Origin of the sequence: Photobacterium sp. 53610, assembly GCF_036409375.1 — a bacterium.
Taxonomy (GTDB): domain Bacteria; phylum Pseudomonadota; class Gammaproteobacteria; order Enterobacterales; family Vibrionaceae; genus Photobacterium.
In genome coordinates, this window is record NZ_JAXOFS010000016.1 from 47,975 (window position 1) to 63,745 (window position 15,771).

14 protein-coding genes are annotated in these 15,771 nt (G+C 49.9%); 8 read left to right on the forward strand and 6 right to left on the reverse strand.

Annotated features, from left to right (window positions below; translation table 11 throughout):
• The first annotated feature begins 92 nt into the window (after positions 1-92).
• Positions 93-2,108: a TonB-dependent siderophore receptor gene (locus SPK40_RS21365; RefSeq protein WP_330961838.1), complete on the forward strand. Its 2,016-nt coding sequence runs from the start codon at positions 93-95 to the stop codon at positions 2,106-2,108.
• Positions 2,109-2,200: 92 nt separating this feature from the next.
• Here the strand turns inward: SPK40_RS21365 and SPK40_RS21370 are convergent, their stop codons facing one another.
• The 3 genes from SPK40_RS21370 to SPK40_RS21380 form a co-directional block, all read right to left on the reverse strand.
• The gene (locus SPK40_RS21370) at positions 2,201-4,171 is read right to left on the reverse strand and encodes an LTA synthase family protein (RefSeq protein ID WP_330961839.1); all 1,971 of its coding nucleotides are present in this window, start codon (positions 4,169-4,171) and stop codon (positions 2,201-2,203) included.
• A 38-nt stretch (positions 4,172-4,209) separates the two neighbouring features.
• Positions 4,210-4,578, reverse strand: coding sequence for a diacylglycerol kinase (locus tag SPK40_RS21375; protein WP_248143246.1), 369 nt, complete (start codon positions 4,576-4,578; stop codon positions 4,210-4,212).
• A 247-nt stretch (positions 4,579-4,825) separates the two neighbouring features.
• Positions 4,826-5,275 (reverse strand): Lrp/AsnC family transcriptional regulator, encoded by a 450-nt coding sequence (locus SPK40_RS21380; protein WP_248143374.1) that lies wholly within the window; start codon positions 5,273-5,275, stop codon positions 4,826-4,828.
• Between the two features lie 190 nt (positions 5,276-5,465).
• On the opposite strand from SPK40_RS21380, the gene SPK40_RS21385 reads away from it, so the two are divergent.
• Positions 5,466-6,401, forward strand: coding sequence for a DMT family transporter (locus SPK40_RS21385; protein WP_330961840.1), 936 nt, complete (start codon positions 5,466-5,468; stop codon positions 6,399-6,401).
• 2 nt (positions 6,402-6,403) lie between these two features.
• Here the strand turns inward: SPK40_RS21385 and SPK40_RS21390 are convergent, their stop codons facing one another.
• The 3 genes from SPK40_RS21390 to SPK40_RS21400 all read right to left on the reverse strand — a co-directional run bounded on the left by SPK40_RS21390 (position 6,404) and on the right by SPK40_RS21400 (position 7,983).
• Positions 6,404-6,610 (reverse strand): DUF3283 family protein, encoded by a 207-nt coding sequence (locus SPK40_RS21390; RefSeq protein WP_330961841.1) that lies wholly within the window; start codon positions 6,608-6,610, stop codon positions 6,404-6,406.
• Positions 6,611-6,716: 106 nt separating this feature from the next.
• Complete coding sequence (locus SPK40_RS21395) at positions 6,717-7,361, reverse strand: hypothetical protein (protein WP_330961842.1); 645 nt, start codon at positions 7,359-7,361, stop codon at positions 6,717-6,719.
• Positions 7,362-7,467: 106 nt separating this feature from the next.
• Positions 7,468-7,983 carry a porin family protein gene (locus tag SPK40_RS21400; RefSeq protein ID WP_248143243.1) on the reverse strand — a complete coding sequence of 172 codons (516 nt, stop codon included), beginning with the start codon at positions 7,981-7,983 and terminating at the stop codon, positions 7,468-7,470.
• A 547-nt stretch (positions 7,984-8,530) separates the two neighbouring features.
• Between SPK40_RS21400 and SPK40_RS21405 the strand changes: the two genes are divergently transcribed.
• From SPK40_RS21405 to SPK40_RS21430, 6 genes are all read left to right on the forward strand, one after another.
• On the forward strand, positions 8,531-8,701 hold the full coding sequence (locus tag SPK40_RS21405) for a XapX domain-containing protein (protein WP_036756827.1): 171 nt from the start codon (positions 8,531-8,533) through the stop codon (positions 8,699-8,701).
• A gap of 33 nt (positions 8,702-8,734) precedes the next feature.
• Entirely contained in the window at positions 8,735-9,445 is a 711-nt protein-coding gene (gene deoD, locus SPK40_RS21410) for a purine-nucleoside phosphorylase (protein ID WP_248143242.1), read from the forward strand.
• Positions 9,446-9,720: 275 nt separating this feature from the next.
• Positions 9,721-11,202, forward strand: a complete 1,482-nt coding sequence (locus tag SPK40_RS21415) for a lactate dehydrogenase (RefSeq protein WP_330961843.1) — start codon at positions 9,721-9,723, stop codon at positions 11,200-11,202.
• 311 nt (positions 11,203-11,513) lie between these two features.
• Complete coding sequence (locus tag SPK40_RS21420) at positions 11,514-14,279, forward strand: ATP-binding protein (RefSeq protein ID WP_330961844.1); 2,766 nt, start codon at positions 11,514-11,516, stop codon at positions 14,277-14,279.
• A gap of 370 nt (positions 14,280-14,649) precedes the next feature.
• A complete protein-coding gene (tal, locus tag SPK40_RS21425) occupies positions 14,650-15,600 on the forward strand; it encodes a transaldolase (protein ID WP_330961845.1) in 951 nt (316 codons plus the stop codon).
• An 80-nt stretch (positions 15,601-15,680) separates the two neighbouring features.
• Positions 15,681-15,771, forward strand: a 91-nt coding sequence (locus tag SPK40_RS21430; protein WP_330961846.1) for a hypothetical protein, incomplete at its 3' end; no start/stop codon positions are given.

The window sequence follows — 15,771 nt, forward strand, 5'->3', positions numbered from 1 at the left end:
TCTCAAAATCCGCCCATGAAAATATCATGAATGCGAATCAATATCATTATTGATAATTCTTATGGATATGTTTCAGGTAGGACCAAGCTCACATGTTCAATGACCAACATTTTGATTTTTCACCTTTCAGAATTTCAGCCCTGACGATTGCCATCGCAGCTTCACTCTCTTTCCCTTTCAGCAGCCATGCGGCAGAAGCAGAGCAGCACCTTGACGAAGTGGTCGTCTGGGGTGCCAAAGTCTCCAGCTCTTCTGAATTCATGACTGACGAGGATATTTCAGTTCGCCAAGCCGATCACCTCTCAGACTTGCTGCGGGATATTCCCGGTGTTGACGTAGGCGGCACGCATTCCGTGAACCAGCGCATTAACATCCGCGGGCTCGGTGAGACAGATCTGGATATCCGCCTGGATGGAGCTTCACAGTACGCCAATATGTTCCACCATGTCGGGAATCTGACCCTGAACCCGGACATCATTAAGGCAGTGGATGTCCAGGTTGGGGCAAACTCAGTCCTGAACAGCGGGCTGGGCGGTTCTGTGATGTTTGAGACCAAATCCGCCAAAGATCTGCTGCGTCCCGGAGAATTGTACGGTGCGCGGATTTTTGCCGGATATGGCAGCAACGCCTTCACCCAGGGCTCATTGTCCCTGTATGGGCAGCTTACTGAGTCGCTGGATGCACTCTTCTATGCCTACCAGATCGACCGGGACAACTTCAAAGACGGAAACGGAACAGAAACCCTCGGTTATGACGGCACTGTAGACGATATGATGCTGAAGCTGGGCTGGGAGCCTGCCGCCAATCAACGGCTTCAGTTCACCTATGACCGCTATCGCGATAAGGGTGACTATAATCCCCGGCCGGATATGTCGACCGCAGCCAATAACGGCCTGACACAGGACCAGCTCGCTCCGACCCACTATGATCGCGATACCTTCAGTGCCCGTTACCATCTCGATCAGGGCGATGCACTGGATCTGTCCGTCACGCTTTACCAGAACCGGATTGAGCTCAAGCGTGACGAATCCGGACTCATGCCCTGGCCGTCAAACCGGCAGAGTCTGAATACCGCTGAAAATATCAATACCGGAACGACAATCCAGGCCGTTTCCAGTGTGGATCTGGCTGATATGCGCCACACCTTCCGTTATGGCGGCGAAGGCAATATTCAGGACAGCAAGAGCCGTTACGGCACGCAGCCGAAAATGAAGGAAACCCTGACGGCATGGGCGCTCTATCTCGAAGATACCATCCGGATAACCGATGCGTTCACCGTCACTCCCGGCCTGCGCTACGATGCCGTCGATCGGGATGCCCTGACCGGTGAGAAGACGTTTGATGACATCAACTGGGCACTGGCCGCAGATTATGACGTCACTGAGAACCTGACGCTGTTTGCCAGCACCCGCTCTCTGTTCAAAGCTCCGCCGCTGCTGGAGACCTTCGTCAACTTCCAGGACGTCACTTTCCTGGCCGAAGACATCAAACCGGAAAGCGGCCAGAATACTCAGGGAGGACTGCGCTGGAGCCATCACCAGGGAAGCAGCAGCTATGGTACAACCCTGACGGTATTCAAAACCCGGCTGGATGATTATCTGGCCAACGAATACCGTGACGGGAAGTATATTTTCTTTAACAACGGTGATGCTGAAATTAAAGGGTTCGAGACCAGCCTCTACTATGGCTATGAGGCGCTGATGGCGAAACTTTCATACGCCAGAGCAGATAACAAAAACAAAACCAATCACACCCCGATCATTGCTTCAAATGGCCGCAGCAGCGACGTGGGTGACAGCATCGGCCTGGCGCTGGATTACAGCCTGTACGATTACGATCTCTATCTGGGATACCGGGGTCAGTTTGTCCTGAAAGAAGACAACGTCCTGCCGGGCACGCCAGTCAAAGACAGCTATGATGTTCACAACATTTACGCGCAATGGGCTCCGCAGCAGATCGACGGTATGGTCATGACGTTTGGTATCGACAACCTGTTTGATGAAGCCTATGTCTCACACGCCTCCCGCTCAGGTCTCGCCCGTGGACTGGACACCGCTGATCTTGAACCGGGACGCAACATCAAGATTTCAGCCTCCTATCAATTCTGACAGCAATTCAGGCCATCTCGGATTTCCCTGCCAGCATACGAAAAAGCCGCCCATCACAGGCGGCTTTCATCGGTTGATTCAGAACTCAGCGCTTATTGCTCAGCACTGACAAGCTGCTGCTCCGTCGCCGGAGGGAGTCTGTAACTCCCCTGCCGATAGAGCTTACCGCCCAGCAGTGCGTGGGCCAGTGCACGCTTGGATTCGATCTCGGAAACCGAAGCAGGTGTCATGGACTGAGCCGCAAAATCATAGTGATAGCCAATCGGCGCTTTACCCGGCTGAAGAACAACCAGCTTGTCCTTGGTCAGATAACCAAAGTTCTTATCAAACTGCATCATGGCACGCTGGTATTCCGGTGCGACGGCTTTTGTCATGTCATGACCGATCATCGGTGAGGTATTATCCGCACCAATCAGCGACAGCAGCGTCGGAGCCATATCAATGTTACTTGCCAGACGGTCATCCTGACGCGGCTGCACATCCCCCCCCAGGATCAGAGCCGGAATGTGGAAACGGTCAACCGGCACCGGCACTTTCCCTTCTGCACGGGCGTCATGGTCTGCAATCACAATAAAGATGGTGTCTTTCCAGTATTCAGACTGCTTGGCTTTCGCGAAAAACTCACCCAAGGCTTTATCTGAATATTTCACCGCATTGTTACGGCTGTGCTCAGGCTGTTCATACAGTTCAATTTCACCGTCCGGGAACTCATATGGTGAGTGGTTACTGCTGGTGAAAACCAGACTGAAGAACGGCTGACCGGTATTGTGCAGACGGGTAAATTGCTGATCCGCCATCTGATACAGATCCTGATCCGACGCGCCCCATGACCCTACGAATTTCGGGTTTTCAAAGTCCGGCAGGTCAACGATTTCCTCAAAGCCATTCCCCAGGAAGAAAGACTTCATGTTATCGAAGTGACTTTCACCACCATAAATAAACTGGGTATGGTAGCCCTGACGCTCCAGCAGTTCCGCAATGGTGTAAAAACCGGTCTGGCTTTTACTTAATTTCACGACGGCCCGCGACGGCGTTGGCGTAAAACCGGTTGTCATCGCTTCGATCCCGCGCACAGAGCGGGTGCCGGTGGCATAAACCTGCGTGAAGTTCCAGCCTTCCTGCATCAGCTGGTCAAGATTCGGCGTTAACGGCAGACCACCCAGTGCGCCGACAAAACGCGCACCCAGGCTTTCCTGCAACAGAATCACCAGATTCTTTTTACCTGCAAAAGTCGGCAGGGTGGTATTCAGCGTCGGAATGTCATCTGAAATAAAGCTGTCTGGTCGGCCAGATGCCTGACGAACCGTTTCAACAACCTCTTCCAGCGGCATCTTGCCATAGAATTCTTCTGCATTTTTCTCTGAACCCATGTTCTTCGCCGCAAAAATCACGGAGTAAGCAGAGTTCAGGGTCAGGTCATTCAACAGCGGGTCCGTTGAAAATGCGACCATTGCCGGGTTCAGCGGGCGATGCTGAAACGTTGAACGGGCTCCCATCACACCAAAAGCAAGCACAGCAATTGCCAACACCGGGCGCCAGTACCATTTCGGAGCCTTCAGATCACGCATGGCGTAACCGCTCAGCTTCCAGCCCAGGAACAGGGTCAGCAAAGTGCCCAGCAGACCAATTGCCAGCTCTGCCTTATAGCCAACCCACAGCATGCTGAATACTTCTTTTGGATAAATCAGATATTCCAGAAACAGACGGTTCGGACGCAGATTATATTCGGTAATAAAAGTAGGCGTCGCCAGTTCCATATAAACCAGCACCCAAAGACCAGCCACCAGCCAGACTCTGAGCAGGAACACCCAGATTTTTCCCAGAACACCCTGAACAGGCAGTAACGTTGCCAGCAGGGAAGGTAATAAAAGAAGCCAGCAAAGTGTCGAGATATCGACTCTGACGCCTTGCGTCAGAATCATCATCCAATCTTGCCAGCCCGTCACGTGTTCAGCCTGCCAGGCAGTCAGAAGCACACGGGAGAGACTCAGGAAAAACAGAGAAATGAGAGAAAACAGGATGACAGGGAACATCAAACCTGTTTTTTGTTTCAGCTTTTGCATTAGAACTACATCCGAATAAACGGCATCCGGAAAACGGACTACCAGTACAGCTTCAATAAAATCGCCAGCCAGATCCCGCCGGCAAGAAGCAGCGAAACAAACACTGCCGCAGAACCAATATCTTTTGCACGCCCACTCAGCTCATGAATTTCGCTGCCGATCCGATCAACCACAGCTTCAAGCGCAGAGTTCAGCAGCTCCACAATGACAACCAGGAATAAACTGGCAATAAGAAGGATGTGTTCAACGAAACTGACAGGCAGAAAAAATGAGATTGCAGTGAGCAGCACAAGCAGACAAATTTCCTGACGGATTGCGGCTTCGTTTTGCCACGCCGCTTTCAGGCCTTGCATCGAATACCCCGTTGCCTTGACGATGCGAACCACCCCAGTGTTACCAGGCTTCATAGTGTTCCTTGTCTAATTTTAAAGTCGGACAAAATAGTGAAAAATTGCTTTGATGTCAGCAGCAAGTTGCTCAGTTATGAGCTTACTCCAATTCAGACTGACCTCGTTTTGTCATTTTGTGATGTTTAACACGCCTCCTGAGATATTTCGTCAGAACATCCAACTCAAAATGGCCCTATCCTGACGACAGTTCCTTAAGAATGCCTTAAGAATTGAAAACTCCCGGCCCAATGCTGAACCAGGCCCGCTAAACGGGGAGCTGCCGGCCGGTTTTCACCGTCCTGATCGCCAGATTGGTATGGATATCCTTCACCATCGTTAACATCTGAAGCTGACGGACAAAAGCCTCGTAATGCGGCAAATCTCTGGCGACCACCTCGAGCAGGTAGTCGTAAGCGCCTGAGATGACATGCGCACTGATCACTTCGGTCATTTCACACATCACTTTCTCAAATGCATCAATCGGCTGATCATTATGGTTATTCAGGCTGACATTCACGAAAAACGTCATCATCAGTCCCAGCTTTTGCCTGTCCAGAGTGGCCTGATATCCAGAAATGATGCCGTCTGATTCCAGTTTTTTAATTCGTCTGGCACAGGGCGACACAGACAGACCGACTTTATCAGCGATCTCTGCCGTACTTTGCCGCGCATCGCGTTGAATTTCCTGCAAAATCTGCTTGTCTTTTTTATCCATCATCCTTGCTGCCTGCGTTCTGTCACTGAATCATCAACGACGTTTGTTTGGGGAAAGAGAAAACAAACTAAAATTGGATGAAATATTAGTAATATTTACCAAAAATAAAAACAATGAGGGCTGATTTTGCCAACATTTCTCACTGAGATTTGTTGATACTGGAGATATCTCAACAGTCAGGATAACACCAATGCAAAAATCCGCCTCTACACTGCTGGCAGGGCTGTCAGCTATGATGATCACCTTGCTGATCTGGTCCGGTTTTTTCCTTTCGCTTCGTGCCTCCACGCATTCAAATCTCACCACAGCTGACATTGCACTGATTCGCTTCGTTCCGGCAGCCGTGCTGTTCAGCTGGTTATGCCGGTACAAGTTCAGACGCATCCTTCAGACACCGAAACGCTATTTGCTCCTGATCTGCTGGGGAGCTGGCCTGCCTTATTTTTTAATTGCCGGACAAGGCTTACAGTATGTTCCGGTTGCTGATGGCGCTTCACTGATCCCCGGAATCCTGCCGCTGTTTGTTTCAGGGATTGCAGTTTTCTGTTACCGGGAGACCATTTCACCAGCCCGGAAAGCCGGACTGGTGCTTATCGCCACTGGTGTCGCGGGGTTTGTAGCCAAGTCATTCGCTGCTGGCCAGCCTGGTATGCTGCTCGGATACAGCATTTTGCTGTTTGCCAGTTTCAGTTGGGCGTGGTTTACCATCGCGATGCGATTATCCGGACTCACTGCGATGGAGGGCGCTGCTGTCATTGCCATTTCAGGCTGCCTTTTATTAGCGGCAGGCGCTCTGAGTGGTCAAATGTCCTTCAATCTGCTGGCTGCAGACCATCATGAGGTGTTTTATCATTTTCTGGTGCAGGGGGTCGGGGTCGGTATTATTTCCAGCCTTTGTTATACCATGGCAATTTCAAGGCTGGGGGCAGAAGTCAGTGCAGCTCTGGGCTCATTTACGCCAGTCCTGGCCGCTTTAATAGCCATTCCTTTATTCTCTGAGCCGCTGACGGAACAAACCATGCTGGCGATGGCGCTGATTGTGATGGGTGCTCTGGCTGCCAGTGAAGTACTGTCCGTTCATCAGGGCAGCCTGCTGAAAAAATTACGCAGACAACGCGCGGGGTGAAATCAGACCACCCCCATCATGCTTTTATATGTCTCGACGGACTGCTCAAAAAAAGCACGTTCGTCGTCATCAGCAATTTTTTCAGCCTGATTGAAAAACACCTCCGGACCAGCTTTGCCGTTTTTCAGCTGCCAAACGGCATAAGCTGCCTGTTTATCCAGTTCCACTCGGTTTTTTTCTGAATCCGACAGCAAACACAAATTATGCATGATGTATCCCTAAAGTGAGGTGTGAGTCGCTTAAGGGCGACATAGTATCGGATTCCGTATGAATGTGAAGCCTTTCACCCGCTCAGAAATATCCCGGACACAAAGACTAAAAACCCAGATGTGAAGACACCACCCAGGTAAATACAACCACGACCACAGTAATCAAAGCTACACTGATCACCGGATTGAGTGTCCGCTGGCTGGGATACCGGATTGCATCCATCACGGATGGTTCATCGGTATGTCCGCTTCCCGTCCCGGCCAGGTTCAGTTGCGACAGTCCTTCCGTGATACAGTCCTCTTCGCTATCAATGACCTGCGCATCAAACCAGCGCTGGCGATCAACCAAAAGTTCGGCAGGCACTTGACGCGGGGGACCGAATTGTCCGGTTCTGGGTTCTATCACGCTGAGCACCATCAAGTCCCGGGACTCTCCCCAAACCCAGCAAGGTAAGTAATTGCCCTGAATGTTGACCCGGCAAGGAAATGGATAGGCATCACTGGTCAGCAGCTGATTCACCGGCATCCCGGTATGCTGGAGTGCACTGTGTGCACTTTCCAGCCAGGGCTGAATGGCATGACGATACATATTCTGGCGGAGAGGCAGCAAGCGAGACAAGCCACGCAGCACAAATGGCTGGTACTCCGATCGGATATGCTGCTGCAGCCATAACTGCTGCGCAGGCTGCGAGTCCTGCAATGCAAGAAACACAGCCTGGCAGGTTTTCTGATAACGTTCATAGTTTGTCATATTCACCTCCGCAGCCACCCTATACCTAAAGTTTAAGTGTTTCTGGTTCGCTGATCGTTGATCTCGCTGCGGGTTTCACGAAGATGAGATTTTTTGTGAAACACAGTTACAAACTAAAACCTACGCTCAGCAAAATGGCATTATTGTCCACATCGCCCATATCACGGTATTCATAACCCAACGACAAATCCAGCAGTGGAATGATCCCTAGTACGAATCCGGCGCCGCCCGCGAATCCCCATCCGTCATCGCTGTGTTTCACCCCGGCCAGCTTGCGATCAACTTCGTAATAGTTTCCGCCGGCTCTTGCGTAGATACTGCCGACCAGCAGCGGGATATCGGCCTGCAGCGTAATCGGCACAGACGTATAATCAATGTCGTTTTTTGCTGTGGTTAAATCTGAATCCACTTCCCCGCTGCCAATAGCCAGCCCGGCATTGACGCTGAAAATACTGGTCAGGCGATATGATGCATCCACACCGTATTCATAGCCGTAATCAGAATTGCCATCGTACTCCAGCCGCGCAGCACCAGCGTGCGCGCCAACTGACAATCCCAGAATATCTGCACTGGCTGGCAGGCTGAGCATTCCGATTGCCAATGACATCCATACTTTTTTCATGGTCATGATCCCTTCGAAGAAAAAGTCCAAAACAGTCTGTGCCCCATAAACCTTTAGTCCATTTATCCACTTTCGCCAACTAAAGCTGCCGGAAAAACAATCAGATACTGGCAATTTTCATGACTCTGTCACAAACACAGTTTTTCCTCCCGTAAAAATGAAATCGATTACAATTGTGTGGTTGTAAAACTTTCAGGCACTTCCCGTCGTCAAAGTATTAAAATTCAAAGTTTTTGCATTAAATTACTGTTAAAAAAAGAAATAATGCTTATTGAGCATTTTCATTCCTCACTTTTTGAGTCCAGAAAATCGAATAAAAAGCAAACGATTCGCTTCATACTTTCAACAGAATTGGTAAGTAATGCTGGATTACACCGCAGATAATCAATAAAATGTGATCGATTTCAAAAGTTAAGGGGCATAACTTTCCTAGACTGGCCCCAGATTCAACGACAGCCTTTTGGCATGCTTTCATTTATTGCCGCCGCTGTGTTGAAGTTTTTCAGACAAGATGTACCGCTGAGTACGACATACAGAGGGTAAACACATGAACGAGATTCTGCTCGCAACTGTTGCAGGATTAATTGTAGGACTGTTCTTCAGTGCGGTGAAGCTGCCATTACCAGCACCACCTGTTCTGCCTGGTATTATGGGTATCGTTGGTGTTTACCTCGGTGGTATTGCGTACCAGGCAGTAGTTGAACGTTTCTTTTCATAACTTTTTTTACGAATAACTTGTCAGGAGTCCGCTATGGCAACCCCGCATATCAATGCTGAACTTGGTGATTTTGCAGAAACTGTACTGATGCCAGGTGACCCGCTGCGCGCGAAACTGATCGCCGAAACATACCTGGAAGATGCAAAAGAAGTGTGTAATGTCCGAAACATGTTCGGCTACACCGGCACTTACAAAGGGAAGAAGCTTTCTGTCATGGGCCATGGTATGGGTATCCCATCCTGCTCAATCTATGTACACGAACTGATCAAAGATTTCGGCGTGAAAAACGTTATTCGTATCGGTAGCTGCGGTACTGTGAGCGATGATATCAAACTAATGGATATCGTGATCGCAATGGGCGCATCAACTGACTCGAAAGTAAACCGCATCCGTTTCAATAACCATGACTTCGCAGCCATCGCAGATTACCATCTGCTGGAAACTGCAGTGACTGAAGCACGTGAGCAAAATGTACCGGTTCGCGTTGGTAACGTCTTCTCTGCCGATCTGTTCTACAGCCCTGAAGCTGACCTGTTCGACAAAATGAACAAACTGAACATTCTGGGTGTCGACATGGAAGCGGCCGGTATCTACGGCGTTGCTGCTGAGCTGGGCGCAAAAGCACTGACGATTCTGACTGTTTCAGATCACATTACCCGTGGTGAGCACCTGAGCTCTGACGACCGTCAGAAATCTTTCCACGCGATGATGCAGGTTGCTCTGGAAACCGCGATCAAAATCTGATGCGACACCGTTCTGACCTGCCCGTCGGGCGGGTTCAGAATGGCAAAGGCGGCCCATAAAGCCGCCTGAAACCCAAGGATTAGTCAGCTCAAGCAAGGCATCCCGCCTGTCGCAGCTCAATATTTTGTAATATGTGGCGTCTTACACAATTTGAAGCGGGTAACCCCGGGCGACATTGCAATGCCTGACCGTTTGGGCCAACTAATGGGTGCTGAGTCATCGTAAGCGGTAATGACTCGGCACCTTTTTCTATGATGTTATCGGAGTGGGGCTCGATGATGACCAGCCAAAGACAATCTGCATCATTGCCGCCAGCCAGTGGCCAATGGCAGTTTAATCATTGCAAAACGGTCCATTGCCGCAATTTTGGCTCCCATAATCCCGACGATTACATCATTCAGCTGACCAACCCGAACCGTCCTTCATTCATCTGCAAGGAATGCGGTGCATTTCCGCCGTTGATCAGTAATCAGAGTGTGGTCGCCGAATGGCGGTACCTCAAACTTCAGCAAAGCTGCGGATTACCCGCCTGTAACAACCTGAACTGTGAAAATTTGGGGCTGCCGGTGCTGACTCACCGCCACCTCTATCACGCCTTTGGCTACAGTGGTGATCGTCAGCGGTATCGCTGCAAATCCTGTCAGACAACCTTTGTCGATCGCTGGTCCGGTTTTAATCCCAAGCATCAGGTTCAGCAAAAACTGCTTGCACTGCTGTTTACCGGTCACCCGATCCGGGATATCTGCCGGCGCCTGAGCATGAATCCGAAAACCTTCTATGATCAGCTCAACCATATTGCCAGCCGTTGCCGACGACAGTTGTCTGTATTCGATGCCCGTCTGTTACAAAACCGATCGCAACTGGCACTGGCCTGTACACTCAGTCCGTTACAGCCTCATGCTGAGAACGGAGTAAACTGGATTGCCAGCTGTGAAGCCCATTCCGGGTACGTCCTCAGCCAGCACATCAATTACCATCCGGAAGATACGGGTGACGCTGCGGCAATACATGATCCGTACAGCCCCAATGCCCGCTTTATGGCAAAACCCACCCAGACGGCGACGGTCTCTGCACCTGTCACAACTCAGGGCTTACTGGCTCAGGTTGATGCGAAATACCGTGAAGTGCTGTCGAGGCCACATCTGGAAGACCCAACCAGTGCTCTGAAGCTGAGCCACTTTCCGGCCAAAGGCAAACTGGTGCGGCCGCAATACGCAACCTACGCACATTTTCTGCAGTTAAACGAACTAGTCAGCGAAGACACCCAGCTCATGCTGTTTATGCCGCAGGAACCTTTATTACGTTCCGCTTGCCTGTCTGTTTTTCTGGAGCGGATTCGTTCCGGCACCATTGAGCCTGTCTATGTCGAAGAAGATCACGATTGGCCGCAAGGACAGCCAGCAGGCAGAATCGATATCGTGCTGCTCGGATGGTGGCGTGACCGGTGGGCATTCACTCGCATTGATCAGGTCAGTAAAGGGATCTGCCATTTGGGCGGAGAAAAAGATAATGAAGCCCGGTGGCTGCAACTGGCTTCGCACAGGGCTGTCGACGAGTATCAGCAACGCTTTTATCAGCAGTTCGCACAATTGGTGGATGAACCGCGCCGCAAAGCACGGCCTGGCGGATTGCTGCCTTTGCTGGATATTTACCGGGCGTGGCATAACTTGTGTCGTCAGGATCGTCACGGCATGACCCCGGCACAGCAGCTCGGGCTGTTACGCTCCCCGTTAACTCTGGAGCAATTACTGAACTGAACCATGGTAAATCGCAGCTTATCCGGGTCAATCCATAATTATTGTCTGGCGCCTATGCCGCCCCATTCAATGACCTGAGTAGTAAACATCCTGCCGATACCATTATCCCGGAATACAGAGTTTCGAATCACATCTCGCTGCACTCATTTTTTTGCTGTGGCAGGAATCTCAGGAAACCGATACAAATAAGAACCGCCTGTCCCTCAAATCGGTAATATCGCTGCTCAGCTCTCTTCTCCGCACACTCACTCTTTGGCATAGTCATACTTTGAGAGTATGCTTCGATTAAGTCGCGAATCAATCGAGGTCAAATGGTGATAAGGATTGTCCCCAACCGAATAAAACCGATTCTTCTGGTCAGCATGTTGGCTGTCGGAATCATTCCGTCCTATATCTATGGTTGGATCAGCAGTGAAAAACTCAATGAAGTTGCACTGGACAGAATCGCCAACGGAATTAATGCGCGAAATACGATTGCAGCGCAAAGTCTTGACCAGACTTACACCCTCAGGCTGAAAAACCTCTACCTGCTCAGCCAGTCTCCGATGTTTTCCCGACCCTCGTCGCAAATCAGCCAGTTCTTTTACAATTTCAGCCAGACCGATACTTCATTCGCAGCCATGCATCAGATACGGCAGCAGAACGGGCAATACTATCTGGCCGCAAGCTCCAAAGAAATGGCATCCATCGATACCATTGATGTTCCTGATTTAGCCGCAATTGACACAGCACTCACCCAAAACCAGAGCGAAAAATATATTTCACATCCTCAAGTCAAAAACAGTGAAGCCACTGCTTTTCTGGCCAAAAAAATCCGTCAGCAACCCGATGGTTTCCTGCTGATCGAATATAAGATGGATGACATTAAGCTGCAGCTGAAAAAATTAGGGAGTGAAGTCAGCAGCACGGATAATATTTACCTGACCGACATTGAAGGAAATTTACTTATCACCAGTGATGACTCCCCCCAGTCTCTGAAACAATACCAACAATTTTATCTGGAGAATTTACTGACCGATCCGGGCAAAAGCACATCATTCCTGCCATTCAAGCTCGGGATCAACTATTACAACAATCCGGACGGCGAAGCGATGATTGCCGCGGTTGTTCCTTCCCAGACCAAAGACGCAAATGGCTTGCCCATTTGGGCTCTGGTTACACTGACATCACAGGATAATGCCATCAGCATTATTGATGAACTTCATCACTTTCTGCTGCTCGCATTAGCCATGGTCAGCATGTTTATTTTATTGCTTTCTATCGGTCTGACGAAACGCATTACCGACCCAATTGCAAAGCTGACCCGTTTTGCGTCACAGTTTCGTTTGGGGAATTATCAGCGCAACCCCCACTTTGAAGGCCCTTACGAATTTCAGGTTCTTCATGATGCGCTCAACCAGGGCACAGACAAAATTTACGCCGATACCAAACGGCTGAATCAGGCACTGGAAAAAGCCAAAGCGGCCGACAAAGCGAAATCAGCTTTTCTCGCAAATCTGTCCCATGAAATCCGTACGCCCATGAACGGGATGCTGGGTTTGTCGCAATTGCTGCTGAAAACAGAGCTGACCCCGGAGCAGGAGCATCATCTCCACACGCTGCTTGAATCCGGTAAGCATATGATGACTCTGCTCAATGATATTCTGGACTTTTCAAAAATCGAGCAGGGACAACTCAAGCTGGATAAAACCCATTTCCAGTTTACCGATCTGGTCGGTGCAATCGAGAGTACATATTTCTCACTGGCGAAAGAAAAAGGACTCTCATTTCACATTGATTGTGGATTTCCGCAGGAAACCTGGTTTTATGCAGATAAATCCCGTATCCGGCAGATTCTCTTCAACCTCATCAGTAATGCCATCAAGTTCACCGATAAAGGTGAAGTCCGGGTTCGCATGAGCCTGACTCATTTACCAAATGAACAAAAACAACAGCTCAACATTGTGACTGAAGATACCGGCATCGGCATTGCCCCGGAGCGTATTACACACATCTTTGACCCTTTTGCACAGGCTGAAGTCTCAACCAGTCGCCGTTACGGCGGCACAGGTCTGGGCCTGAGTATCGTTCGTCAGTTGGCACAACTGATGGATGGTGATGTTGTACTGACCAGCACCCCGGGCGTTGGTACTCATGTCACGGTCAGCCTTTGCCTGGAGAATGGTATTCCTCAGGAAGAGCTGATTGAACATATTGAGATTGATAAAAAGGCATTTGCCGGGCTGAACGTTCTGGTGGTTGAAGACAATCACCTGAACGTGCTGATCATGGAAAGTTTCCTGAAACAGTGGGGCTTCCACACATTCACCGCTGAAAATGGCCTTGAAGCGCTGACGATGATTCAGAGCCAGACATTTGATCTGGTCCTGATGGATAATCATATGCCGGTTATGGATGGTCTGGAATCCACACGCCGGATTCGGGCATTGCCTGAACCCTGCTGTATCGTGCCGATTTTTGCCTGCACCGCCGATGCATTTGAAGAAACTCAGCAGAATATGCTCAATGCCGGTGTTGACTGTGTCATTACCAAACCGCTGGATGAACGGAAACTGCTGGATGCCCTGCAACGCTTCCGGCATCGTATTGATTACATGGCATCCTTAAGACAACGTGCACTCACGCAGCCAGATTTCAGCCATCAGTCCGTATTCAGTGATCCGGTTTTCAATGCCGATATTCTGACCATCCCTGAAACACAGGATCACAAGGAAAACAACCTGGAACAGTTTACTCTGATCGCAATGGATGAATTGTCGGAGATGCTGGATCATGACTTGAGCATGATTGCACAATTCCTCATCATCTTCGCTGATGATCACCAGGATTATGACCTGAAAATCCGCCAGGCAATTGCTGAAGGAGATCAAAAAGAGGCCATCTTACTCAGCCACACCTTAAAAGGTGCATCCGCCAGCCTCTGCGCTCACTCACTCAGCGAGGCAGCGATGATCGTTGAAACAACACTCAAAGACGGACAAACCCCGTCAGAGGCGGAGCTTTCGGCGCTTTCCAATGCCTTGCAGGCCCTCTGCACTGAAATCCGGAGTCTGTTGGAAACGACAACCTTCGTGTAATCTCCCCGGCTCGTCAATCATCTGTTGATGAGCCAGTTTTTACTGAGATCCCCCGATAGAAACGGAATCACCACCGAACATATGATCGCACCCCAAAACAAATGCTCACAATTTAAAAACAAGAATGATTGATAAAATTGATCGAGCTGCGAATACACTTCGGTTTCATTGTGTAAAATTTGCCTGATTAAGCGAGTTGCCCGGGCTTTGAGATTGACATTTTCACTGAAAAATTCAATTATCGGGACATCAATTGTTCTACAGCGATCCATATGTTCATACCTGTTGGATCAGGTGCAGACGGATCCTGACAAGAGCGGTCAACTGGCTAAACTTAAAGCTTGCACAAACACAGCAAAGGTCGAGAGATATGAGCACGAAACTGGAACAACTGCGCGCACTCACTACTGTTGTTGCCGACACTGGCGACATCGAAGCGATTAAGAAATATCAACCGCAAGACGCGACCACCAACCCTTCCCTGATCCTGAAAGCCGCAGAAATTGAACAGTACGCGCCTCTCATCGACGATGCCATTGCGTACGCAAAAGCGCAAAGCAACGACAAAGCTCAGCAAATCGAAGATGCTGGTGACAAGCTGGCTGTAAACATCGGTAAAGAAATCCTGAACGTCGTTCCTGGCCGTATCTCAACTGAAGTTGACGCTCGTCTGTCTTACGACACTGAAGCTAGCGTGGCAAAAGCACGTAAGCTGATCAAAATGTACAACGATGCCGGTATCAGCAACGAGCGCATCCTGATCAAACTGGCTTCTACCTGGGAAGGTATCCGTGCTGCTGAAGTTCTGGAAAAAGAAGGCATCAACTGTAACCTGACTCTGCTGTTCTCTTTCGCTCAGGCGCGTGCTTGTGCTGAAGCGGGTGTATTCCTGATTTCTCCTTTCGTTGGCCGCATCATGGACTGGTACAAAGCGAAAGAAGGCCGCGACTTTGAAGCTTCTGAAGATCCGGGCGTTCTGTCTGTTACCAAGATCTACAACTACTACAAAGCACTGGGCTACAACACCGTTGTGATGGGCGCGAGCTTCCGTAACACAGGTGAGATTCTGGAACTGGCTGGTTGTGACCGTCTGACCATCAGCCCGCAATTGCTGCAGGAGCTGTCCGAAGCACAAGGTGAGGTTGCCCAGAAACTGTCCGCTGAGGTTGCTTCTGAGGAGCGTCCGGCACCAATGACTCACGCTGAGTTCCTGTGGGATCACAACCAGGATCCAATGGCGATTGAGAAGCTGGCGGAAGGTATCCGTAACTTCGCGATCGACCAGGGCAAACTGGAAACCATGATCGAAGCGCGCCTGTAATCCAGCGCAGAATTTTGAGAGCAGCACAACGCTGCTCTCAGTCGTTTTATGACTAACTTGAATTGAGTAAGAAGAATATTATGGATCGTAAAGTACTTGCGAATGCTATCCGTGCGCTGAGCATGGACGGTGTACAACAGGCGAACTCCGGTCACCCGGGCGCACCGATGG